Source organism: Pseudoxanthomonas sp. F11, assembly GCF_037046485.1.
Lineage (GTDB): Bacteria > Pseudomonadota > Gammaproteobacteria > Xanthomonadales > Xanthomonadaceae > Pseudoxanthomonas_A.
The window spans coordinates 110324-134019 of the sequence record NZ_JBANLZ010000004.1; the positions used below are offsets into that span (position 1 = coordinate 110324).

The following is a 23696-nucleotide window of genomic DNA, read 5'->3' on the forward strand; positions in this document are numbered from 1 at the left end:
GTCAGTGCCCGCCCTCGGAGGCGCCGAACATGCTCTTGGCGTACTGGATGCCCAGGCCGTAACCGCCGCCGTGCAGCTTGGCGATGCCGGTGGTGAGGTCGTAGGTCGCGCTGCGTGCCCAGTCGCGCTGAAGCTCCAGCAGGTACTGCACGCTGGTCAGCGGCCGGACGCCGGCCTGGATCATGCGCTGCATCGCGCGTTCGTGCGCTTCGTCGGTGACGTCGCCGCAGGCGTCGGCGATCACATACACCTCGAAGCCCTGGTCGAGCGCCGACAGTGCTGGCCCGACGATGCACACACTGGTCCACAGACCGCCGAGCACGATCCGGCTCTTGCCGGACGCATTCACCGCCGCGACCACGGCCGCATCCTCCCAGCAGTTCATGGTGGTGCGGTCGAGCACGTCCGCGTCCGGGAACGCTTCGGGGATTTCCGGGAATAGCGGGCCGGAGAAGGATTTCTCCGCCACGGTCGTCAGCAAGGTCGAGACGCCGAACCCGGCGGCGCCCTTGGCCACCAGTGCGACGTTGTTGCGCAGCATGGCCACATCGATGGAGTGCGTGGCGAAGGCCATCTGCGACTGGTGGTCGATCAGGACCAGGGTATGGTCGGCCGGCGTGAGCAGGGTCTTGCCGGCGGCGGGAGAGGCAGTGGGCATGTCGGGCTCCTGGCGTGAAGGAAGAATCTCGCCACTGTCGCGGACATGCGCGCACGCGGATTGCACCGGCGTGCGCGCTGATGCGCGCGTCAGCCGTGCAGCTTGATCGCGGTCTCGGCCACGCGCCGGCCCTGGTAGCGCGCGGCGTCCAGTTCGTTCCGGGTCGGCTGGCGCGATCCATCGCCACCGGCGATGGTGGTCGTGCCGTAGGGCGAGCCGCCGGTGACTTCGTCCAGTTTCATCTGGCCGGCGAAGCCGTAGTCCAGCCCCACGATCACCATGCCGAAATGCAGCAGGTTGGTGATGATGGAGAACAGCGTGGTTTCCTGGCCGCCATGCTGGGTGGCGGTCGAGGTAAACGCGGCGCCGACCTTGCCGTGCAGCGCGCCCTTGGCCCACAGGCCGCCGGCCTGGTCCAGGAAGTTGGCCATCTGCGACGCCATCCGCCCGAAGCGCGTGCCCGTGCCGACGATGATGGCGTCGTAGTCGGCGAGCTCGGCGATGGTCGCCACGGGTGCGGGCTGATCGAGTTTGTAGTGGGATTTTCTCGCCACGTCCTCTGGCACCAGCTCCGGCACGCGCTTGATATCGACGCTGGCGCCACCGTCGCGCACGCCCTCGGCCACGGCGTGGGCCATGGTTTCGATATGCCCGTAGGCGGAGTAGTAGAGGATCAGGACCTTGGCCATGGCAGGACTCCAGCGGGAAGGGGGACGTGCCGCACGCGGCGGACAGGCAGGGTTACGCGGAGCGGGTTACACGCGCGTGCAGGTGGCAGAATTCGCGCGGTGAATAGCCCGTCATCCGACGGAAGGTACGGGTGAAATGGCTCTGGTCGAAGAAGCCCAGCGACGCGGCCGTGGCCGAAATCTTTTGCGGGCCGCGGGCCAACTGTTCCTGCGCCAGCGCGATGCGTTTGGCCAGCACGAACTCCATCGGGCTGCGCCCCGTGCTGACGCGGAACAGGCGGGCGAAGTGGAAGCGGCTGATGCAGGCGGCGCTGGCGATGTCGGCCAGGGTGATCGTGTCGCCGATGTGGCGCTCGATGTAATCCAGTGCACGCCCCAGCGCCCGCGGACTCAGGCCCCGGGTGCTGGCCTGGACGTCATGTCCGTCGAGGCGTGCCGACCCGGAGGTGGCGGTGGGAATGAAGGGGAAGGGCGGCGCGACGGTCTGGCGCAGGAACAGGGACGGGGGAGCATCCACGGCGGTGTCCTCGGGCGACGATGACGGGAGGCGCCTGCCGCGGCAGGGCTGGAGGGCCGGGAAGGGCAGGCGGGTGCCATGGTGCGGGCCTCCGTGCCGCGCCAGTACCCCCATCAGGGCGGGCCGACGCTTACTCGAATGGGGGTAGGCAATCCCCGATGCGGCTCCCGCAGTTGCCCGTGCGGTGACCGCCCCCGTATCGTGATATGACACGTCCTCTACCCGGTGCCCGGCGCCGCGCCTCCTACCGCTTCCCATGCCGATCCGCATCCTGACCGTCGATGACCATCCCCTGCTGCGCGAAGGCATCGCGGCGGTGATCGAAGGCCAGCCGGACATGCAGCTGGTCGGCGAGGCCGCCAGCGGCCTGGAAGCCCTGCAGGTGTTCCGGGACTGCCGCCCCGATGTGACGCTGATGGACCTGCAGATGCCCGGCATGAACGGCGTCGAGGCCATCGGCGCCATCCATCGCGAGTTCCCGGAGGCCAGGGTGGTGGTGTTGACCACCTACCAGGGCGATGCGCAGGCGCTGCGCGCGTTCAAGGCCGGAGCGGCAGGCTACCTGCTCAAGAGCATGCTGCGCCGCGAGCTGGTGGACACCATCCGCAGCGTGCATGCCGGCCGGCGTCGCATGCCGCCGGAGATCGCGGCGGGCATCGCCGAACATGCTTCAGGGGACGCGCTGAGCCAGCGCGAGATCGAGGTACTGCGGCAGGTGGCCGACGGCAACGGCAACAAGCGCATCGCCCAGTTGCTCGGCATCTCCGAGGAGACGGTGAAGGCGCACATGAAGAATATCCTGTCCAAGTTGGACGCCAACGACCGCACCCACGCAGTGACGATCGCGGTCAGGCGCGGCATCTTCGATCTCTGAGGCGCGAGCGCCCAGCGGCCCGGGGCGCGCGATGGCGCAGGGGAAGGCGGCCGAAGCCGGGTCTGGCGGGGGGGGGCGCCAGAAAGACAAGACCCCGCCGTAGCGGGGTCTGGTTTCGATGCACGGGCTGCGGCTCTCAATCCGCGGCACCTGGCCGGATGGCGCTCCCTAGGGGACTCGAACCCCTGTTTTAGCCTTGAGAGGGCCACGTCCTAACCACTAGACGAAGGGAGCGTTTTTTGGTGAAACCGGCGTAGCGGATTAGTATATGCAACGGCCTGGCCCAGGGCAATCCGTCCGGGCCGCCGTGTGACCCCTTCTGCATGGAACCGCCGCTATTACGCCGTCCACCGCTCTGCGAACCATCCCGCGCGACCAGCACACCATCTCGCGCAAGGACATCAGCCCGAACGCGCTGCGCGTGCTCTACCGCCTGCGGGACGCCGGTTTCCAGGCCTATCTGGTCGGTGGCGCCGTGCGAGACCTGCTGGTCGGCGGCCACCCCAAGGATTTCGACGTGGCCACCGACGCCACCCCCGAGCAGGTACGCCAGCAGTTCCGCAACTGCCGCCTGATAGGGCGTCGCTTCCGTCTGGCGCATGTGGTGTTCGGGCGCGAGATCATCGAGGTCGCCACCTTCCGCGCCAACGTCGACGACGGCAGCGGCGACCGCGAGATGGACAACGGCCGGCTGGTGCGCGACAACGTCTACGGTACGGTGGAGGACGATGCGGTGCGCCGCGACTTCACCGTCAACGCGCTGTACTACGCCATCGACGATTTCTCCGTGCGCGACTACGTCGGCGGCTTCGAGGACACGATGGCGCGGCGGCTCAAGCTGATCGGCGACCCCGAGCAGCGCTATCGCGAGGATCCGGTGCGGATGCTGCGCGCCGTGCGGCTGGCCGCGAAGCTGGACTTCGAGATCGACGCCGATACTGCAGCACCGATCGCGCCGCTGGCGCCGCTGCTGGCCGAAGCCGCGCCGGCCCGCCTGTTCGAAGAGATCCTGAAACTGTTCCTGTCCGGGCACGGCGTGGCCAGCTTCGAAGGGCTTGAGCGCTTCGGTCTGCTGAAGGTGCTGTTCCCCGAGACGGCGGCGGCGCTGGCCTCCAACCGCAGTGGCGCATTGCGCCGGATGGTGCTGGCGGGGCTGGCCGGCACCGATCAGCGCGTGGCCAACGACGAGCCGGTGTCGCCTGCGTTCCTGTTCGCCCTGCTGCTTTGGCCGGCCTACTGCCGCGCGCTGATGGGCCTGCAGGCGCAGGGCGTGCACGCCGAGGAGGCGCAGCGCCGCGCGGCCGACCGCGTCACCCTTCATCAGTTGAACACGGTGGCGCTGCCGCGCCGCTTCTCGCTGCCGATGCAGGAGATCTGGCTGCTGCAGACCCGCTTCGGCAACCGCCAGCGCAAGCGCGTCATGCGCCTGCTGTCGCATCCGCGCTTCCGTGCCGCCTTCGACTTTCTGGTGCTGCGGCTCGCGGCTTCGCCCGAGCACGCCGAGGACGTGGCGTTCTGGCGCGAGGCGCAGACCCAGTCAGGCGAGGAACTGGCGGCCACGCTCGGCGTCGCCCCGGCAACCGATGCGATCGTCGACGAGGACGCGCCGCCTTCCAAGCGTCGCCGCCGCCGCCGTCGCCGCAGCACGGCCGCGTCGCCGGAATGACGCCCGCCATCCGGGCCGCCATTGGCCTGGGCGCCAATCTGGGCGATGCCGTCGGCACCTTGCGAGGGGCTGTGGAGGTGCTGGCCGCGCGCGATGGCGTGACGCTGCGCGCGGTGTCGCGCTTCTACCGCACGCCGGCGTGGGGCCGACAGGACCAGCCCGACTTTGTCAACGCCGTGGCGCTCGTGGACACGGTGCTCGCGCCGCGCGCGTTGCTGGACCTGCTGCTGGCGGTGGAAGCCGAGTTCGGCCGTCATCGCATCGCGGGCGAGCGCTGGGGCCCGCGTTCGCTGGACCTGGACCTGCTGCTGTACGCCGATGCGGTGATCGACATGCCCGGTCTGCGCGTGCCCCACCCGCACCTGCACGAACGCGCTTTCGCGCTGGTGCCGTTGCTGGACGTGTGGCCGGACGCCCGTATCCCGGGTTACGGCGATGCGCGGGATGCTGTGTCCGCGCTGGAAATGTCCAACATCCATCCGCTATGAGTGGATAATACGGCGCTATGAGCACGCACGCCGACAGCAAGCCCTGGACCGTCCCCGCACTCGCCGATGCCAAGCGCGAGGGCCGCAGGCTGGTGATGCTGACGGCATACGACAACAGTTTCGCCCGCGTGCTGGATGCCAACGGCGTGGACCTGGTGCTGATCGGCGATTCGCTGGGCATGGTGGTGCAGGGACACGATTCCACGCTGCCGGTGACGGTGGACGACATCGTCTACCACACGCGCGCCGTCGCCCGCGGCCTCAACCGTGCGCTGCTGGTGTCCGACCTGCCGTTCCAGTCCGACGCCACGCCCGAGCGGGCGCTGGACGCCGCCATCGCGTTGCTGCAGGCCGGTGCGGAGATGGTCAAGCTGGAAGGCGCAGGCCACAAGCTGGAGGTCATCCGCTTCCTGGCCGAGCGCGACATCCCGGTGTGCGCGCACCTGGGCCTGACCCCGCAGTCGGTGCTGAAATTCGGCGGTTACCGCGTGCAGGGCCGCGACCAGGCCGCGGCCGCGCGCCTGCGCGAAGAGGCCCGCGCGGTTGCGGAGGCAGGCGCGCAGCTGCTGGTGCTGGAATGCGTGCCGTCGTCGCTGGCGGCCGCCATCACCGCCGATCTCGCCATTCCCACCATCGGCATCGGTGCCGGTCCCGGCTGCGACGGGCAGGTGCTGGTGCTGCACGATTTCCTCGGCCTGGATACGGGCCACCGGCGCCCGAAGTTCGTCAAGGACTTCCTCGCCGAAGGGGGGTCCGTGGCGGGCGCGGTGCGCGCCTATGCCGATGCGGTGCGCAGCGGGGCCTTTCCCGACGACGCCCATTCCTACTGACCGCGCCGCGCGCGACCACACGCCACAGGGGCCACGATGATCGAGACCATCACCGAGCTGGAGGCGCTGCGTGCCCGCGTCAGGGAGTGGAAGCAGCAGGGCCTGCGGGTCGGTTTCGTGCCCACGATGGGCAACCTGCATGCCGGGCACTATTCGCTGGTGATGCTGGCGCGCCAGTACGCCGACCGCGTGGTGTCCAGCGTGTTCGTCAATCCGACCCAGTTCGGTCCCAACGAGGACTTCACCCGTTACCCGCGTACGCCGGAAGCGGACATGAGCGGGCTTGAAGGCGCCGGCTGCGATGTCCTGTGGCTGCCGACGGTGGAATCGATGTATCCGTTCGGGGTCGAACTGGCGGCCAATGTGCACGTGCCCGGCGTGAGCGGGGTGCTGGAAGGCGCGCATCGCCCCGGTCACTTCGACGGCGTGTGCACGGTGGTCAGCCGGCTGTTCAACCAGGTGCAGCCCGACGTGGCGGCCTTCGGCAAGAAGGACTACCAGCAGCTCGCGGTGATCCGGCAGCTGGTCACCGACCTGGCGTTCCCGGTGCAGATCCTGGCGGGCAGCATCGTGCGCGAGGCCGACGGACTGGCGATGAGTTCGCGCAACCAGTACCTGTCCGCCGACGAGCGTCCGCGTGCGGCCGAGATCCGCAAGGCGCTGGTCGCCATGCGCGACGGCCTGATCGCCGGTCTTTCGCGTGTGCAGGTGGAAGCCGACGCGGCACGGCGGCTCGCCGAGGTGGGGTTCGCGGTGGACTACACCGTGGTCCGTCGCCCCGACCTGAGCGAGCCGGTCGACGGCGAAGCCGGCGCGCGGGTCGCATTGATCGCCGCCAGGCTGGGGCGCACGCGGCTGATCGACAACCTGGAGTTCTGAAGGCGCCGGCGGCGGACGCGGTGTTGCACGGGCATGCGCGCCGCTCCAGGCGCAAGGGGCTAAACTTCGCCTCCCCCGATCCAGATTCCGCCCGCCATGCACCTCAGCCTGCTCAAGACCAAGATCCACCGCGCCACCGTCACCCATTCGGAGCTGAACTACGAAGGCTCCATCGCCATCGACGGCCTGCTGCTGGACGCCACCGGCATCCGCGAATTCGAACAGGTGCACATCTGGGACGTCACCAACGGTGCGCGCTTCTCCACCTATGCGATCCGCGCGGATGAGGGCAGCGGTATCGTTTCGCTCAACGGCGGCGCCGCGCGCCACGTGCAGGTGGGCGACCTGATCATCATCGCGGCGTTCGCGTCGATGAGCGAGCAGGAGGCCGACCAGTTCCAGCCCACGCTGGTGTACGTGGACGGCCAGAACCGCATCACCCACACCAACCGCAGCATCCCCAAGCAGGCCGCCTGACATGAGCCAGGGTTTCGACGCGCTGCAGTCCCACGCCTCGCGCCTGCGTGGCACCTCCTTGAGCGATCTGCTGGCGCGCGAGCCCGACCGCGGGGATGCGCACGCCGTACGCAGCGGACCCCTGTACTTCAACTTCGCGCGCCAGTCCTACGACGCGTCCGCGTGGCAGGCCCTGGTGGAGCATGCGCGGCAGGCGGATCTGTCCTCCGCTTTCCGCCGGCTGTTCGATGGTGAGAAGGTCAACGTCACCGAAGACCGTGCCGCACTGCATACCGCGCTGCGCGGGCGGCATTCCGACGCCGCCGTCGCGCGCGAGGCGCACGAAAGCGCGTTGCAGGTGCGGGGGCGGATGGCGGACCTGATCGCACAGCTCGAGGCGAGCGACATCACCGACATCGTGAGCGTCGGCATCGGCGGTTCCGACCTGGGGCCGCGGCTGGTGGCCGACGCGCTTCGCGATCCTCTGCCGGGACGCTTCCGGGTGCATTTCCTGTCCAACGTCGATGGCGCCGCCGCGCAGCGGACGCTGGCGCCGCTGGACCCCGCGCGTACCGCGGCGATCCTGATCTCGAAGACGTTCAGCACCCAGGAGACCCTGCTCAATGGCCGCATCCTGCGCGACTGGCTGGGTGGCAGCGAGCGGCTGTATGCCGTCAGCGCGAATCCCGAGCGCGCCGCCGCGGCCTTCGACATCGCCCCCGGGCGCGTGTTGCCGATGTGGGACTGGGTAGGCGGCCGCTATTCGCTGTGGTCCGCGGTCGGCCTGCCGATCGCGCTGGCGATCGGCTTCGACCGTTTCGAGCGTCTGTTGGCCGGTGCTTCGGTTTTCGATGCGCATGCCGTGAACACGCCGCTGGCCGACAACATTGCCGTGCGCCACGCGCTCACGGCGGTGTGGAACCGGAATGTGCTGGGCCATGCGGCGCAGGGTGTGATGACCTACGACCAGCGCCTTGCTCTGCTGCCGGCCTATCTGCAGCAGCTGGTCATGGAAAGCCTGGGCAAGTCGGTGAAGCTGGATGGCACCCCGGTCGGCGTCGATACCGTGCCGGTATGGTGGGGCGGGGCAGGCACGGATGTGCAGCACAGCTTTTTCCAGGCGCTGCATCAGGGTACTGGCATCGTGCCGCTGGATTTCGTGGGTACCGTCAGCAGCGACGCGCCGTATGGCGAAAACCACCAGGCCCTGCTGTCCAACCTGCTTGCCCAGAGCGAGGCGCTCGCGAACGGGCAGCGCAGCGACGATCCGCACCGCAGTTACGCTGGTGGCCGACCCAGCACGCTGATCCTGCTGGATGCGCTGACACCGGAAGCGCTGGGCGGCCTGATCGCGATGTACGAGCACAGCGTCTACGCGCAGTCCGTGCTGTGGGGCATCAACGCGTTCGACCAGTTCGGCGTGGAGCTCGGCAAGCAGCTGGCCAATGGCCTGCTGCCGGCGCTGAAGGGCCAAACCGAGGCGAAGGATCCGGTGACCCGGGCGCTGCTGGCCGAGATCGCCGCGCGCGGGTGAGTTGCCGCCTACCAACACTGCTTTCCTGTAGGAGCGACGTCAGTCGCGACAGGGGAGGTGAAGCGTCATTGGTCTCGCATCATGCGGATTGCTGTCCTGGTGGCCTGCGCGGGGTTTCTTGACGTTGACCCGCATGATGCGGGGTCTGCGTTGGTTCTGTCCGTGCGCTCGCGACTGACGTCGCTCCTACAGAGGTGGGTGCCTGCGCAGGGCCCAGGCCACATGCTCGCGCACGACGGCTGATGGATCGTCCCAGCGGCTCGCCAGCGCGGTGAGCACATCAGGCGTCGACGGCGCATTGCCCAGCGCGACGGCGATGTTGCGCAGCCAGCGTTCGTGACCGCTGCGACGGATCGCGGAGCCTTCGGTGCGGCGCAGGAATTCGTCCTCGTTCCACGCGAACAGCTGCGGCAGTGTGGCCACGTCCAGGTCGTTGCGTGCACGGAAGTCGGGTTCGTCGGTGCGCCTGGCGAACTTGTTCCAGGGACAGACCAGCTGGCAATCGTCGCAGCCGAAGATGCGGTTGCCGATGGCCGGCCGCAGGTCTTCCGGAATCGCGCCCTCGTGCTCGATGGTCAGATAGGAGATGCAGCGGCGCGCGTCCAGCCGGTACGGCGCGGTGATCGCCTGGGTGGGGCAGACCTCGATGCAGCGGGTACAGGTACCGCAATGCGCGGTGGCCGGTGCGTCTATCGGCAGCGGCAGGTCGACGTAGATCTCGCCCAGGAAGAACCACGAGCCGCCATCCTTGTCGATCAGGCAGGTGTGCTTGCCGATCCATCCCAGGCCCGCATTGCGCGCCAGCGCGCGTTCCAGCACCGGCGCCGAATCCACGAACACACGGTGTCCGAAGGCGCCGAACTCATCCTGTAATCGCCCGGCCAGCTTCTGTAGCCGGTTGCGCATGAGCTTGTGGTAATCGCGGCCCAGTGCATAGCGCGCCACGTAGGCGCGCGTACCGTCCTGCAGCGTGTTCCAGGCGTCGTCGCTGTCGTTGCGGCCGTAGTCCAGGCCCACGGAGATCACCCGCAGCGTGCCGGGAATCAGTTCCTGCGGGCGCGACCGCTTGTCGCCATGCTGGGCCATCCAGTCCATCGAACCGTAAAGGCCCTGCGCCAGCCAGTCGCGCAGATGCTGTTCGTCCTCGCCCAGTTCGATGCCGGCGATGCCGCATCGCTGGAAGCCGAACTCCCGCGCAAGCGCGCGGACCCGTTGCGCGAGCAGCGACGGATCGGGCAGGACGGTAGTGGAGCCGGGAACGGGCATGCGCGGGATTATAGGAGGCCGGCCGGCTTCACTTCCCCGCAACCTTGCGCGGACCTAGAATCCGGCCATGTCCGGCACCTGGCCCCTGTATTCCACGCAAGCCGCGCGGGCGCTGGACCAGCGCGCCACGCGCGCGCTCGGCGGTGATCCCTATGTGCTGATGCAGCGCGCGGGACAGGTGGCGTGGCAGCACGTGCTGCAGCACTGGCCCGACGCACAGCGCATCGTCGTGGTGTGCGGGCCGGGCAGCAATGGCGGTGACGGCTACGTGCTGGCGCGGCATGCGCACCGCGCCGGACGCAGCGTGGACGTGGTGCACCTGCATTCGCACGTGCCGGGCAATCCCGTCGCGCAGCGCGCATGCACCGAGTACGTGGCCGCCGGCGGACGGGTCGTGCTGTTCGAGGCCGTGCTGCCGCACGCCGACCTGGTGGTGGATGCGCTGTTCGGCATCGGCCTGTCGCGTGCGCCGGAGGGCGAGGCCAGGACCCTGATCGAGGCGATCAACGCGCAGGCTGCGCCGGTGTTCGCACTGGATGTCCCCAGCGGCGTGGATGCCGACCGCGGCAGCGCACCGGGCGCCGCCGTGCTGGCGACGCGCACGCTGCAGTTCATCGTGCGGCATATCGGATTGCACACCGGTGATGCGCTGGAATACACCGGCCAGCTTGCGCTGGAGGAACTGGATGTTCCGCTGGAGAGCGTCGAAGGCGTGGCCGCCGACGCCTCGCTGCTCGACCACGATGCGCTGTTGCCCTGGTTGTTGCCGCGGCGACGCAATACGCACAAGGGCGAGTCCGGCCACGTGCTGTGCATTGGGGGCGACGAGGGCAGCGGCGGCGCCATCGCGCTGTGCGCCGAAGCCGCATTGCGCGCAGGAGCCGGCCTGGTGAGCGTGGCCACGCGGCCGGCCCACGTGCCCGCACTGCTCGCGCGCAGGCCCGAAGCGATGGTGCGCGCGGTCGAAGCCACGGACGATCTGATTCCCATGGTCGCGCGCGCCCGCGTGGTGGCCGTCGGCCCCGGCCTGGGCCAGGGCGAATGGGGGCAGGCGCTGTTCCACCATGCACTGCGCAGCGGCCTGCCGCTGGTGGTGGACGCGGATGCGCTGAACCTGCTGTCCGCGGCAGCGCATCCGCTGGGGGATGCGGTCCTTACCCCGCACCCGGGCGAAGCCGCGCGCCTGCTCGCCTGCACCGCTGCAGACGTCCAGCGCGACCGCGTCGGTGCCGCACAGACCATCGCACAGCGATACGCGGCCGTCGTGGTGCTGAAAGGAGCGGGCACTGTCGTCGCTGCAGACGGGCAGGCGACACGCATCGTGGGTGCGGGCAACCCCGGCATGGCGGTGGGCGGCATGGGCGATCTGCTGACCGGGATCATCGCCTCACTGCGCGCGCAGGGGCTGTCGGCCTTCGATGCGGCGAGTGCGGGCGCGCTGCTGCATGGGCTGGCGGGTGATGCGGCCGCCTGGGACGGTGAGCGTGGGCTGCTGCCGTCGGACCTCATGGCGCACGTGCGCCGCCTGGCCAATCCCTGAGTCGTGCAATCACTGATCGTGCGCACTTGGAGCGCATAGAATCGTTATATGCACCTATTCCTTCCCGACACCGACGCCACCGAGGCGCTGGGCCAGGCCTTGGCACGCACGCGTCCTGCGGTCGCCGTCGTGCACCTGCGCGGCGACCTGGGCGCCGGCAAGTCCACCCTTGCCCGGGCCCTGCTGCGCGCACTGGGCGTTGCGGGCGCCATCCGCAGCCCTACCTACACGCTGGTGGAACGCTATCCCGTGGAAGGCGGAGAGGCCTGGCATCTGGACCTCTACCGCATCGGTGACGCCGGGGAGCTGGAATTCCTCGGGTTGGACGAGGGGGCGGCCGTGCTTTGGCTGGTGGAGTGGCCCGAGCGCGGCGGGGCGGCGTTGCCACGGGCCGATCTGCAGGTGGACCTTGCGGTGGAGGGTGGTGGTCGGGCGGTGCGCCTGAAGGCGGTCTCGCCCCAGGGGCAGCAGTGGCTGGAGCGTGTGGCGACGGAAGGTGAGTTAACGGCGTCATCTCTCCAGTCCGATTAGGAACATCCGGCAGGTCACGGATTATTAAGGGAAAATGCCTTGCATTTGTGAGGCGATGGTGCTTGAATCCGCGGCATGAGTCCGGGGACCTCCACCACCATGCTGCGCCTGGCCCTTGCGGGCCTGCTCACTTCGGCGCCAAGCGCCCTGTGGGCAGGTGAGGTCACCGGCATTTCGGTGAACCAGGGCAGCACCGGGACGCGCGCGGAGATCCAGCTGGCGGGCGCCGGGCAATACAAGACGCTCAGCCTGCAAGGCCCCGACCGGCTGGTTGTCGACCTGCCCGCCTCGAAGGCGAAGGCCGGCCTGCGACTGCCATCGCCCACGGGCATCGTGCGCGCCGTGCGCACCGGGCAGCCGGACGCTGACACCCTGCGCATCGTCTTCGACCTGGCATCGCCCGTCGCCGCGCTGAAGCCCCGCATGGAACAGGTGGCGGGCGTATCGCGCCTGGTGATCGAGTGGCCGGGCGACGGCCCGGCCGCACCCGCATCGACCCCCGCCACGCCAGCGCAGGCCACGCCTGCGCAGGCGGTAGTCGCGACGGCTGCACCCTCCGCGTCGCCGACCGCGGCCGCAGGGTCGACTCAGACCGACGCGGCCCGCGCTACGGCGCTGCTGACCGCGCAGGTGGTGCAGGCGGGGAAGGTGCCCGCGCCGTCGGCGCCCGCGCCGACGCAGGGGGCCACCTCGCCCTCGCCGCAGGCCATCCTCAATGGCCAGAGCGCGTCCATCCCGGCACACGCCAGCTCGGGCGAGCGCCCCGCCTACACCATCGCCACCGGTCAGCCCGCCCCTGTCGCGACGGGGGCATCAGCCCAGGCGCCTTCTGCGGCAGTCGCCGAATCGCCGAAACCGTCCGCCATGGTCGCCACCGGCACGCGCCCGCTGGTCATCGCGATCGATCCGGGCCATGGTGGCCAGGATCCAGGCGCCATCGGCCCCAGCGGCCGTTACGAAAAGCACGCCGTGCTGGCCATTTCCAAGGAACTGGCGCGCCAGATCAACGCCACGCCCGGCATGAAGGCCTACCTGGTCCGCGACAGCGATGTATACGTCGAGCGTCCCCAGCGCGCCCGCAAGGCGCGCGCGGCGAAGGCGGACATGTTCGTTTCCATCCATGCCGACGCGGCCGAGAACCGCAGCGCCTGGGGCTCGTCGGTCTACGTGCTGTCGTTGCGGGGCGCCTCCTCGCAGCACGCGCGCTGGCTGGCCGACAAGGAAAACGCCTCCGACCTGGTCGGCGGCGTGCGCCTGACCCGGGACACCCTGTCCAACGTGCTGCTGGACCTGGCCCAGAGCGGCCACATGAAGGCGTCGCAGGAAGCGGCCGGGCATGTGCTGACCTCGCTGAAGGGGCTGGGCAAGACCCACAAGCCGCAGATCGAGTTCGCCAACTTCGAAGTCCTGCGCAATTCGGACATGCCGGCCATGCTGGTGGAGACGGGTTTCATCTCCAACCCCGACGAGGAAAAGCGCCTGTTCGACCCCGCGCATCAGCGCAAGGTCGCCAGCGCGGTGCTGGACGGCATCCAGTCGTACTTCACCCGCCAGCCGCCGCCCGGCACGCTGTTCGCCGCGCGCGCACAGGCCGAGGCCGAAGCGCGCTCGGTTGCGGCGGGTGGGGCCGCCGGCGCGCCCTGATCGCGCGTTCGCTCGGCTATCATCACGGCTGATTCCCCAGACGGCGCGCAAGCGTCGCCAGCACGTGCCGATTCGCCAGCTTCCCGACACACTCATCAACCAGATCGCCGCCGGCGAAGTCGTCGAACGGCCCGCTTCCGTGGTCAAGGAGCTGGTGGAGAACGCGCTGGACGCCGGTGCGCGGCGCGTCGACATCGATCTGGAGGAGGGCGGCGTGCGCCTGATCCGTATCCGCGACGATGGCGGCGGCATCGCGCCGGAAGAGCTGCCGTTGGCGGTGTCGCGTCACGCGACCAGCAAGATCGCCTCGCTCGACGATCTGGAAGCGGTGGCCACGCTGGGCTTCCGTGGCGAGGCGCTGCCGTCGATCGCCTCGGTCAGCCGCTTCTCGCTGACCTCGCGACGCCTCCAGGACGAGCACGGTGCCTCGCTGCAGGTGGAAGGCGGCAAGGTGGGGGCGGTGGTCCCCAAGCCGCACGGGATCGGCACTACGGTGGAGGTGCGCGAACTGTTCTACAACGTGCCGGCGCGGCGCAAGTTCCTGCGCGCCGAGCGCACCGAGCTGGGCCACATCGAGGAATGGCTGCGCTCGCTGGCGCTGGCGCGGCCCGACATCGAACTGCGCGTGTCGCACAACGGGCGCCCGTCCCGGCGCTACAAGCCGGACGAACTGGAATCCCTGGTGCGCCTGGACGAAACGCTGGGCGAGGACTTCTCGCGCAGTGCCTTGCGTGTCGATCACGCGGCGGCCGGGCTGCGCCTGCACGGGTGGATCGCGCAACCCAGCTACTCGCGTGCCAGTGCCGACCAGCAGTATGTCTACGTCAACGGGCGTTCGGTACGCGATCGCAACATCGCGCACGCAGTGAAGATGGCCTACCAGGACGTGCTGTTCCATGGGCGCCAGCCGGCCTACGTGCTGTTCCTGGAACTCGACCCCACCCGTGTCGACGTGAACGTGCACCCGGCCAAGCATGAGGTGCGCTTCCGCGATACGCGGCTGGTGCACGACTTCGTCTACCGCACGCTGCACGAGGCGCTTGCGGAAACACGCGCAGGCATCGTGCCGCAGGATGTTGCGGCCGCTCCGTTCGCACCGCGTGCGATGGGGGCGGTGCCGTCCGCATGGATGCCGACGCAGCAGTCGCCGCTCGGCCTGTCGGTGGCCGAAGCTCCCGCTGCGTACGCGGCGCTCTACGCGCCGGCGCCCGGTGCGTCGTCGGCGCGCATGTCGGATCAAGATGCGCGCTCCATGCCGGCGATGCCGGCCAACGACCCGGACGGCGTTCCGCCGCTGGGTTTCGCCATCGCCCAGCTGCACGGCATCTACATCCTGGCGGAGAACGCGGACGGCCTGATCGTGGTCGACATGCATGCCGCGCACGAGCGCATCGGCTACGAAAAGTTGAAGCAGGCGCACGACGGCATCGGCCTGCGGACGCAGCCGCTGCTGGTGCCCCTGTCGCTGGCCGTTGCCGAACGCGAGGCCGACGTGGCCGAGCGCGAGGCGGTCACGCTGGCCGCGCTGGGCTTCGACATCACCCGCAGCGGCCCGCAATCCCTCAGCGTGCGCAGCATTCCCGCGCTGCTGTCCAACGCCGACCCCGAGGCGCTGCTGCGCGACGTGCTGGCCGACCTGCGCGAGCACGGCGAGAGCCGTCGCGTGGCGGCCGCGCGCGATGAGCTGCTGGCCACCATGGCCTGCCACGGCGCGGTACGCGCCAACCGGCGCCTGACGCTGCCCGAAATGAATGCCCTGCTGCGCGAGATGGAGATCACCGAGCGCTCGGGCCAATGCAACCACGGCCGCCCGACCTGGGCGCGCTTTTCCTTGAACGAGATCGACCGCTGGTTCCTGCGAGGACGTTGACATGGGGATGAAGACAGGATGGCTGGGGATGGCCATGCTGCTGGGGGTGCTGGCAGGGTGCGGCGATGGCGACACGAGCGGCGATGCCGCCGGCAAGGTCGTCGATGCCCGCTTCCTCGCCGACAACGCAGCCTGGCGCGAAGAGCGCCAAAGCCAGCTCCTGGCGCCGGATGGCTGGACCAGCCTGGTGGGCCTGCACTGGATCGAACTGAAGTCGCACTTCATCGGCAGCGGGCCTGCCAGCGGGATCAAGCTGGTCGTGGGTCCGCCGAAGATGGGCATGGTGGCCCAGCAGGAGGGCCGCATCTTCTTCACTCCCGAACGCGGCGTGGAGCTGACGCTCAACGGCGAGCCGCTGAAGGGCCGTATCGAACTGCAGAGCGACCGCGATGCAACGCCGGGGGTGATCGGTTTCGACGAAGGCAAGGGCGCGCTGTCGGTGATCGAACGCGGCGGTCGCCACGCGCTGCGCGTCAAGCATGCCGATGCCGAATCGCGCACTCGCTTCGTCGGCCTGGACTACTGGCCCCTGCAGGAAGCGTGGCGCGTCGAAGGCCGCTACGTTCCGCATCCTCCCGGCAAGACGCTCACCATCGTCGACGTGATCGGCGTGGCCAACGAGTCGCCCAATCCGGGCGCGGTGGAGTTCGAGCGCGAGGGCAAGATGTTCAGGCTCGAAGCGCTGGGTTCGCCGGAAGGTCCGCTGTTCTTTGTCTTTGCCGACCGCACCAGCGGACACGGCAGCTATCCGGCGGGCCGCTTCCTCGATGCGGAGCCGCCGCGCGATGGCAAGGTGGTGCTGGACTTCAATCGCGCCTACAACCCGCCGTGCGCATTCACCCCATATGCGACCTGTCCGCTGCCGCCTGCCGAGAACCGGCTCGACCTGTTGGTCGACGCGGGCGAGAAAGCGTATGCCAAACCCATCAAAGTGCTCTGAAGGAAGACCGATGCTGCTGCGCCGTTCGCTGAAAGCCCTCGTCGTGACCGCGCTGCTGGGCAGCGCATCCGTCCTTGCCGCAGATGCGCCGAAGGCGACTGGGGCGCCTGTGCCATTGCTGTGGAAAGTGTCGGACAAGGACAACGCCGTCTATCTGTTGGGGTCGTTCCACCTGCTGCGTCCGGGCGACTATCCGCTGTCGCCGGAGGTGGAGGCGGCGTTCGCCGATGCCGAGCGCCTGATGTTCGAGTTGGCGCCCGAGGAAATGCAGTCGCCTGCCATGCCCCAGATGATGCTGCAGGCAGCATTGCGCACCGACGGCAGTACGCTGCAGCAGGAACTGGATGCCGCCACCTGGCGTCGGCTCGAAGGATGGGCCGGCAAGAACGGCATGCCGGTGGCGTCCTTCAACAGTTTCGAACCGTGGTTCGTCGGCCTGACCATCAGCATCGTCGAGATGACGCGACAGGGCCTGGATCCCAAGCTTGGCCTGGACAACCATTTCATGGACAAGGCGAAGGCGGCCGGCAAGCCCGCCGCGGGCCTCGAACGCGCGCAGGAGCAGATCGGCGTGCTAGACGGCATGGAGGCCACCGAGCAGCGCCAGTTCATCGTCGAGGCACTGGACCAGGCGGAGAAGGGCTCGGCCGAAACCGAGCGTCTGCACCAGGCTTGGCGCCGCGGCGATGCCGAAGGACTCTGGAGCGGCATGGCCGCGGACATGAAGCGCCAATACCCGCGTCTCTACCGGCGCATCAACGTCGAGCGCAATGACGCATGGGTGCCCAGGATCCAGCAGATCCTCACCCAGCCGGGCGACGACGACGCGCTGGTGGTCGTCGGCGCACTGCACCTGCTGGGCGACGACGGGGTGGTCGAAAAGCTGCGCGCCCGCGGCTACCAGGTGGAACGCATCTGTTCCGCCTGCAAGGCCGGCACGCGCTGACGCTGCATCAGGGCGCTGCGGGCACCATCATGATGCAGTCCACCGGGCATGCGGGCACGCACAGCTCGCACCCGGTACACAGCGGTTCGATGACCACGTGCATGTGCTTGGCACCGCCGATGATGGCGTCCACGGGGCAGGCCTGGATGCACTTGGTGCAGCCGATGCAGTCGGCTTCCACCACCACCGCCACGAGGGGTGGCTTGTGGGTGCCACGGCTGCGGTCGTAGGGAAGCACCGGTACTTGCAGCAGCCTCGCCAGCGCGCGCGCGCCGGCATCGCCGCCGGGCGGGCAGTGGTCGATGCCGGCCTCGCCACGCGCCATGGCTTCGGCATACGGACGACAGCCATCGAAGCCGCATTGACCGCATTGGGTCTGCGGCAGCAGGCGATCGAGGCGTTCGATGAGATCGGCGTTCATCGCCGCAACGACGGTCCGCGCGTCAGCGCACGGGCATGCCGGGCAGGGCGCCGGCATCGGCATCGAGCAGCGCCAGCGCGCCGCCGTCGAAGCCGGCCGACAGGATCATGCCCTCGCTCACCCCGAACCGCATCTTGCGCGGCGCGAGGTTGGCGATGAACACCACTTTGCGGCCAACCAGTGCTTCCGGTTCGCCGTAACTGGCGCGGATGCCGGAGAAGATCTGCCGCTGGCCCAGGTCGCCGGCATCCAGCAGGAAGCGCAGCAGCTTGTCGGAACCTTCCACGAAACCGCATTCCAGCACCTGGCCGATGCGCAGGTCGAGCCTGGCGAAATCCTCGATGCCGATCGTGCCCGTCGCATCCTTCGGCTCAGTCGGTGCGGCGGGCTTGGTCTCGGCCTTCTTCACGGGGGCAGCAGGTGCGGGCGCGGCGGCCAGCGTGTCCTTGGAGGCGTCGGTCATGGCGTCGATCAGTTTCGGGTCGATACGGGTGAACAGGGGCGAGTAAGGCTGGATGGTGTGCGCCTGCAGGGGCGCGGCGATATCCGTCCAGGATTCGACCGGCGCGCCGAGGAAGGCCTCGGCTTCCGCGCTGGTCCGCGGCAGTACCGGCTTGAGCGCGGCAGCGAGGACGCGGAACAGGTTCAGGCCCTGCGTGCATACCGCCTGCAGTTCGGCATCGGCGCCTTCCTGCTTGGCGATCACCCAGGGCTTGGTCTCGTCGATGTACTTGTTGGCCTCGTCAGCCAGCGCCATGGTCAGGCGCAGCGCCGTGGCGGGCTCGTTGCGCTCGTAGGCCTCGGCGATCGGGCCCAGGGCGTCCACGAAGCGCTGGTACATGGCCGGGTCGGGCAGGGCATCGGCCAGCCGGCCGGCGAAGCGCTTGTCGATGAAGCCGGCGCAGCGGCTGGCCAGGTTGACGAACTTGCCCACGAGGTCCGCGTTGACGCGCGCGACGAAGTCGCCCAGGTTGAGGTCGAGATCGTCCACGCCACCGGACGACTTGGCCGCGTAGTAGTAACGCAGCGCTTCCGGCTCCAGGCCCACGTCCAGATACGTGCGCGCCATGATGAAGGTGCCGCGTGACTTCGACATCTTGGCGCCGTCCACGGTCAGGTAGCCGTTGACGTGCAGGCGCGTGGGCGCGCGGTGGCCGGTGCCATGCAGCACGGCCGGCCAGAACAGGCCATGGAAATTGACGATGTCCTTGCCGATGAAGTGGTGCAGCTCCATATCGGTACCGGCATCGAGATGCGACGCGAAATCGAGGCCGCGCTGCGCGCACAGAGTGCGGAAGCTGCTCAGGTAGCCGATCGGTGCATCCAGCCAGACATAGAAATACTTGCCGGGCGCGCCCGGAATTTCGAAGCCGAAGTAGGGCGCATCGCGCGAGATGTCCCACGCGCGCAGGCCACCTTCGGCATCCAGCCACTCGCGCAGCTTGGCCTTCACTCCCGGCAGGGCCACATCGCCGGCCAGCCATTCGCGCAGGAAGGCCTCGAAGCGGCCGACTTCGAAGAAATAGTGTTCCGAATCGCGGATCTCCGGCGTGCTGCCCGACAGGATGGACTTCGGCTCTTTCAGGTCGGTGGGCGCATACGTGGCGCCACAGACTTCGCAGTTGTCGCCGTACTGATCGGCCGATCCGCAGTTGGGGCAGATGCCCTTGATGTAGCGGTCCGGCAGGAACATGCCCTTGGCCGGATCGTAGAACTGCGCCACCGTGCGGCGGCTGATGTGTCCGCCGGCATCGAGGCGCTGGTAGAACAGTTCCGTCAGTTCACGGTTGGCGGCGGAGTTGGTCGAGTCGTAGTGGTCGAACGCAACGCCGAACGCCGCGAAGTCGCGCTCGTGGCTGGCCTGGATACCGGCGATGAAGGCCTCTGGCGTGACGCCGGCCTTCTCCGCGGCCAGCATGATGGGCGTGCCATGGGTGTCGTCGGCGCAGACGAAGTGCACCGTGTCCCCCCGCATCCGCCGCGCGCGCACCCAGATGTCGCCCTGGATGTAGCCCACCAGGTGGCCCAGATGGAGGGGGCCGTTGGCGTAGGGCAGGGCGTTGGTGACGAGGGCGGTGCGGCTCATGACGGGCATCGTGACGGGGGATGGCGATTATCGCATGGACCGGTGAGGGCCTTTCCCGTGCCGGAAACGCAGCGGGCCCGGCGTGACCGGGCCCGCGATAAAAAAAGGAAGCGCGACGCTTACTGGCGGATCCAGGTCTGCGATTTGCAGATGAAGGCGATGCAGCCGGACACCTCCAGCTTCTTGCCGCCGTCGACCAGCTCCATCTTCGACTTGTACACCTTGCCTTCGTCGGGCTTGAGGATGGTGCCGCCGGCGTACTCGCCGCCGCCTTCGGCCTTCATGCCGCGGATGATCTCCATGCCGGTGATCGGCTTGTTGCGACGGTCGTCCTTGCACTTGTCGCAGGTCGGGTTCGGCTTGCTCGGGTTGATCAGTTCGACGATGCGGCCGCTGATCGTGCCGTTGGCGGCCTGGGTGATCTCGACGAAGGACTTGGGCTTGCCGGTCTCGCTGTCGATGGTCTTCCAGCGGCCGACCACCGGGTCGGCGGCGGAGGCCACCAGCGACAGGGCCATCAACGGAGCGGCCAGGCAGGCGGCCATCAGGGTCTTGCGCATATTCCCCTCCCAGGGATTCAGGTCAGGCCCGACGGCGACGCCGCCGGGATGCCGCAGTTATACCGCATCCGGTGGGGTATGGAAGCCCGGGCTCCGGCGGTGCCGGCAAAAAAAAAAGGACCCGGCGTGTCCGCCGGGTCCAGAGTCATCCAAGCCCAGTTCTAGGGAGCTCAGAACTTGTACGTCACGCCCATGTACATGAAGCGACCGATGTTGTCGTACAAGGCGCTGCCGATGTCGTTGCCGAAGTAGTTCAGCGGCGGATCCTTGTCGAACACATTGTCGACGCCCACGTACAGGTCAAGGCCCGTGCCGGGGAACTTATAGCCAGCCTGCAGGTTATGGTAAGTCCACGAACCATTGCGGATCGGCGACTGCGAGCCCGGGTTGCTGTTGTAGCTGGCCGGAGTCACGCGCAGGTTGCCGTCCACGTAGTTCAGGTCCCACGAACCGCGCCAATTGCCATGGCGGTAGGTGGCATTGAGCTGGGCGCGCCAGCGCGGATCGGTCACATAGGTGACGTACTCGTTGAACTCGTCCGGGAAGTCCTGGAACGGCCACTCGCGCGACTGCAGCAGGCGCGTACCCACGAACCGCAGGGTGCTGTCGCCACCCAGGAAGTTGAAGCGGTAGTCCACTTCGACGTCCACGCCGACCCGGCGCGACTTCGCCAGATTCTCGTTCAGCGCCAGCCAGTTGGTGATGCTGTAGGCCGGGAAGATACGGCCCTGGGCATCGGTATAACCGCCGACCGGCGCACGCGTGATGAAGCTGCAGAACGGGTTGTTGATGCCGCCGGGAGAATCCACGCAGCGCGTCGCATTGGTCTGTGCCGTGACCGCGCCGATGGCATCGTGCAGGGTGACGCGCCAGTAGTCCACGGAGACGCCCAGCCCTTCGACGAATTCGGGCTGCCAGACGAAGCCGAACGACACCGAATCGGCTTCCTCCTCGCTCAGGTCCGGATTGCCGCCGCTGACGCCGGGACGGTTTGCCGAGAAGGTATCCACCCAGCCCACGGGGATGCCGAGCGCGCTGCAGTTAGCCTGCCGCAGAGTCGGATCCTTCGCGGTCGCCGGCCGGTTGGAATTCGTGGTCTGGTAGTTACAGGGATCCGCGATCGTTGCGAAGTTCTGGGACTGCGGATTGAACAGTTCACCGATACTGGGTGCGCGTACGGCCTTGGCCACCGTGCCGCGGAAGCGCAGCGAAGGGATGATGGTCCAGTCCAGGCCCACGTTCCACGTCGCCGCCGTGCCAATAGTGCTGTAATCGGAGTAGCGGCCAGCCAGATCCAGTGCCAGTCGTTCCACGCCGGGCAGATCCGCCAGCAGCGGAATGGTGGTTTCGGCGAAGACTTCCGTGACGTCGTATTCACCACCGCGACTGGGGATGGCGTTGAGGAAGGTCAAGCCAAGCGCCGCCAACGGATCGGTGTTCTCCTGGCTCTTCTCCTTGCGGTACTCGATGCCGCCTGCGAAGCCCACCTCGCCCGCGGGAAGCGAGAACAGCGTGCTGTTCGCGACCGACGCGCTGATGACCTGCTGCTCTAGCTTGGAGGTGTTAAGCGAGTTGGTGTTGAACCATGCGGCCGCCTCCCGGCTCACCGCGCCATTGCCGAAAATGCTGAACGGCACGCAGCCCGTGCGGGCAAACGAAGAGTACACGGTGTTCGTGTGCGGGTTGACAGCATTCGGATCGATCGTCGTGCGGCACACCAGATTGCCGTTGGCATCGCGGGCCACGTCGAGGCCTGCGTGCCAGCGCTCGTTGATGCGATTGTTCAGGTTGAGACGATCGATGGTGGTCTGCCCATAGTTGGCCGACGCCTCGTAGCTCCACTCTTCGCCGAAGTAGCCCTCGATGCCCAACACCGCGCGCGTGGTCTGCCGCTCGACATTCTCGCCACGACGCCCGGCATCGACATTGAAACGGGAGACCTGCAACTGCGTCAAACCGGCAGCATCCATCAATGCGCCCAGCTGCGGCGTCACGTATGGGTTCTGGCGACGGATGCGGATGGGCTGATCGAAGGTGGGTTGGCCGAAGAACTGCGATTCGGTCTTGCTGTACTTGCCTTCGAAGAACAGGCGGTGGTTGTCGTTCAGATCGAAGTTGACCACCGTGTTGAAACTGAAGCGATCGAAGGCCGGCTGAAGGTCCGCGACGGCATTCAGGTCGGCGAAATCGCAGTCTACGCAACTGGTGGCACTGACCACCACGCCATCATATCGATTGCGACGGAACGTGCCATCGGGATTGAACACGTAGCGGTTGCCCCACGTTGCTGGATTGGCGGCATTGAACGTGCCGACAGTGAACGTGCCACCGTACGAGATGGAGTGGTTGCCGCCGGGGCCGCTGATGATCGTCTGCGGGTTGCTCTGGCTGGGTGGCTGAGTGGGATCGTAGTTCGGGTTCGGTACGCTCACCAGGAACTCGCGTCCGATCTTGCGATCACCGCGACCGAAGCGATCCTGCTTGCTGTACTCCAAGGAGATCGCTGCAGAGCCGCGGCCTTCGGCGAAGTCGCTGCCGCCGGAGAAGCTGACGAAGGATCGATCGAACCCGCCCTCATCGGCTTTGCCGGTCTGGCCGCGCAATTCGAAGCCCTCGAACGACTTCTTCATGATGAAGTTGACCACGCCCGCCACCGCGTCGGCGCCATACACGGCCGACGCGCCACCGGTGATCACTTCGACACGCTCGATCCACTCGGTGGGGATCGTATTGACGTCCACCGCCGTCGAGCCCGGGCTGGAGCCCACATGCCGGCGACCATTGACGAGGACCAGCGTGCGGGCCGTACCCATGCCGCGCAGATCAAGCAGACCCAGGCCGGCCGTACCGATGAAGCGCGTGGAGTTGCCCAGCGTGTAGTTCGGCGAAAGCGCCGGCAGCTTGGTCATCAAGTCGCCGATGTTGACCGCGCCGGTGGCACGGATTTCTTCGGCGGTGATCGCAGTGACGGGCGAGGGCGTGACGAAGCCGGTCCGCGCGATGCGGGAGCCCGTGACGGTCACTTTGTCGAGATTGGTGGTTCCGCTGCTGGCAGGCTGCTCGGCTTCTTGCGCCAACGCGACACCTGGCAACACCATGGCGGTGAACAATGCCGCACTCAGGCGGCTGCGCTGATACGCGCTCCTTTGACGAACTGACATGCTGTGAATCCCCTAGAAAAGCGAAAGGAGTGGCCTCAACGGTGCGTTCCATCGAACCTTAGCCACAAGTGAACGTCCTCGTCACCCGACGTTAACATGAGATTAATGTTCGCGCTCATAGCACAAAAGAATGTTACTGG

At 67.9% G+C, this 23696-nt stretch carries 21 protein-coding genes and 1 tRNA gene; 13 read left to right on the forward strand and 9 right to left on the reverse strand.

Annotated elements, in window-relative coordinates:
* Window position 1: 1 nt before the first annotated feature.
* From V8246_RS13320 to V8246_RS13330, 3 genes are all read right to left on the reverse strand, one after another.
* On the reverse strand, window positions 2-658 hold the full coding sequence (locus tag V8246_RS13320) for a hydrolase (RefSeq protein ID WP_336189632.1): 657 nt from the start codon (window positions 656-658) through the stop codon (window positions 2-4).
* 89 nt (window positions 659-747) lie between these two features.
* Window positions 748-1347, reverse strand: a complete 600-nt coding sequence (gene wrbA, locus V8246_RS13325; protein WP_336189633.1) for an NAD(P)H:quinone oxidoreductase — start codon at window positions 1345-1347, stop codon at window positions 748-750.
* Between the two features lie 52 nt (window positions 1348-1399).
* Window positions 1400-1864 carry an AraC family transcriptional regulator gene (locus V8246_RS13330; RefSeq protein ID WP_336189634.1) on the reverse strand — a complete coding sequence of 155 codons (465 nt, stop codon included), beginning with the start codon at window positions 1862-1864 and terminating at the stop codon, window positions 1400-1402.
* A gap of 256 nt (window positions 1865-2120) precedes the next feature.
* On the opposite strand from V8246_RS13330, the gene V8246_RS13335 reads away from it, so the two are divergent.
* Complete coding sequence (locus V8246_RS13335; RefSeq protein ID WP_336189635.1) at window positions 2121-2738, forward strand: response regulator transcription factor; 618 nt, start codon at window positions 2121-2123, stop codon at window positions 2736-2738.
* Window positions 2739-2897: 159 nt separating this feature from the next.
* Here V8246_RS13335 and V8246_RS13340 read toward each other — a convergent pair.
* A tRNA-Glu gene (locus tag V8246_RS13340) sits at window positions 2898-2972 on the reverse strand.
* Between the two features lie 85 nt (window positions 2973-3057).
* On the opposite strand from V8246_RS13340, the gene pcnB reads away from it, so the two are divergent.
* From pcnB to pgi, 6 genes are all read left to right on the forward strand, one after another.
* Window positions 3058-4404, forward strand: a complete 1347-nt coding sequence (gene pcnB, locus V8246_RS13345; RefSeq protein WP_336189866.1) for a polynucleotide adenylyltransferase PcnB — start codon at window positions 3058-3060, stop codon at window positions 4402-4404.
* Window positions 4401-4892: a 2-amino-4-hydroxy-6-hydroxymethyldihydropteridine diphosphokinase gene (folK, locus tag V8246_RS13350; RefSeq protein ID WP_336189636.1), complete on the forward strand. Its 492-nt coding sequence runs from the start codon at window positions 4401-4403 to the stop codon at window positions 4890-4892. Before pcnB ends, folK begins: the two co-directional genes overlap by 4 nt.
* 17 nt (window positions 4893-4909) lie before the next feature.
* A complete protein-coding gene (gene panB / locus V8246_RS13355) occupies window positions 4910-5722 on the forward strand; it encodes a 3-methyl-2-oxobutanoate hydroxymethyltransferase (protein ID WP_336189637.1) in 813 nt (270 codons plus the stop codon).
* A 36-nt stretch (window positions 5723-5758) separates the two neighbouring features.
* Window positions 5759-6601: a pantoate--beta-alanine ligase gene (gene panC / locus V8246_RS13360; protein WP_336189638.1), complete on the forward strand. Its 843-nt coding sequence runs from the start codon at window positions 5759-5761 to the stop codon at window positions 6599-6601.
* Between the two features lie 96 nt (window positions 6602-6697).
* A complete protein-coding gene (gene panD, locus V8246_RS13365) occupies window positions 6698-7078 on the forward strand; it encodes an aspartate 1-decarboxylase (protein WP_093299685.1) in 381 nt (126 codons plus the stop codon).
* 1 nt (window position 7079) lies between these two features.
* Window positions 7080-8591, forward strand: a complete 1512-nt coding sequence (gene pgi / locus V8246_RS13370; protein ID WP_336189639.1) for a glucose-6-phosphate isomerase — start codon at window positions 7080-7082, stop codon at window positions 8589-8591.
* A gap of 186 nt (window positions 8592-8777) precedes the next feature.
* On the opposite strand, the gene queG is transcribed toward pgi, so the two are convergent.
* Window positions 8778-9857, reverse strand: a complete 1080-nt coding sequence (gene queG, locus V8246_RS13375; RefSeq protein WP_336189640.1) for a tRNA epoxyqueuosine(34) reductase QueG — start codon at window positions 9855-9857, stop codon at window positions 8778-8780.
* A 67-nt stretch (window positions 9858-9924) separates the two neighbouring features.
* Here queG and V8246_RS13380 point away from each other — a divergent pair, with 67 nt between their 5' ends.
* The 6 genes from V8246_RS13380 to V8246_RS13405 all read left to right on the forward strand — a co-directional run bounded on the left by V8246_RS13380 (window position 9925) and on the right by V8246_RS13405 (window position 17328).
* On the forward strand, window positions 9925-11397 hold the full coding sequence (locus V8246_RS13380; RefSeq protein ID WP_336189641.1) for an NAD(P)H-hydrate dehydratase: 1473 nt from the start codon (window positions 9925-9927) through the stop codon (window positions 11395-11397).
* 48 nt (window positions 11398-11445) lie between these two features.
* Window positions 11446-11928, forward strand: coding sequence for a tRNA (adenosine(37)-N6)-threonylcarbamoyltransferase complex ATPase subunit type 1 TsaE (gene tsaE, locus V8246_RS13385; protein WP_336189642.1), 483 nt, complete (start codon window positions 11446-11448; stop codon window positions 11926-11928).
* Window positions 11929-12027: 99 nt separating this feature from the next.
* Window positions 12028-13572, forward strand: coding sequence for an N-acetylmuramoyl-L-alanine amidase (locus tag V8246_RS13390; protein ID WP_336189867.1), 1545 nt, complete (start codon window positions 12028-12030; stop codon window positions 13570-13572).
* A 64-nt stretch (window positions 13573-13636) separates the two neighbouring features.
* A complete protein-coding gene (gene mutL / locus V8246_RS13395) occupies window positions 13637-15442 on the forward strand; it encodes a DNA mismatch repair endonuclease MutL (protein ID WP_336189643.1) in 1806 nt (601 codons plus the stop codon).
* A gap of 7 nt (window positions 15443-15449) precedes the next feature.
* A complete protein-coding gene (locus tag V8246_RS13400) occupies window positions 15450-16382 on the forward strand; it encodes a DUF1684 domain-containing protein (protein ID WP_336189868.1) in 933 nt (310 codons plus the stop codon).
* A gap of 10 nt (window positions 16383-16392) precedes the next feature.
* Window positions 16393-17328, forward strand: a complete 936-nt coding sequence (locus V8246_RS13405; protein ID WP_187573012.1) for a TraB/GumN family protein — start codon at window positions 16393-16395, stop codon at window positions 17326-17328.
* 7 nt (window positions 17329-17335) lie between these two features.
* On the opposite strand, the gene rnfB is transcribed toward V8246_RS13405, so the two are convergent.
* The 4 genes from rnfB to V8246_RS13425 form a co-directional block, all read right to left on the reverse strand.
* A complete protein-coding gene (gene rnfB, locus V8246_RS13410) occupies window positions 17336-17749 on the reverse strand; it encodes an Rnf electron transport complex subunit RnfB (protein WP_187573011.1) in 414 nt (137 codons plus the stop codon).
* A 22-nt stretch (window positions 17750-17771) separates the two neighbouring features.
* Entirely contained in the window at window positions 17772-19835 is a 2064-nt protein-coding gene (gene metG, locus V8246_RS13415) for a methionine--tRNA ligase (protein ID WP_336189644.1), read from the reverse strand.
* Window positions 19836-19954: 119 nt separating this feature from the next.
* Window positions 19955-20395 (reverse strand): DUF2147 domain-containing protein, encoded by a 441-nt coding sequence (locus V8246_RS13420; protein ID WP_162108567.1) that lies wholly within the window; start codon window positions 20393-20395, stop codon window positions 19955-19957.
* A 170-nt stretch (window positions 20396-20565) separates the two neighbouring features.
* Window positions 20566-23556, reverse strand: coding sequence for a TonB-dependent receptor (locus V8246_RS13425; RefSeq protein WP_336189645.1), 2991 nt, complete (start codon window positions 23554-23556; stop codon window positions 20566-20568).
* Between the last annotated feature and the right edge of the window lie 140 nt (window positions 23557-23696).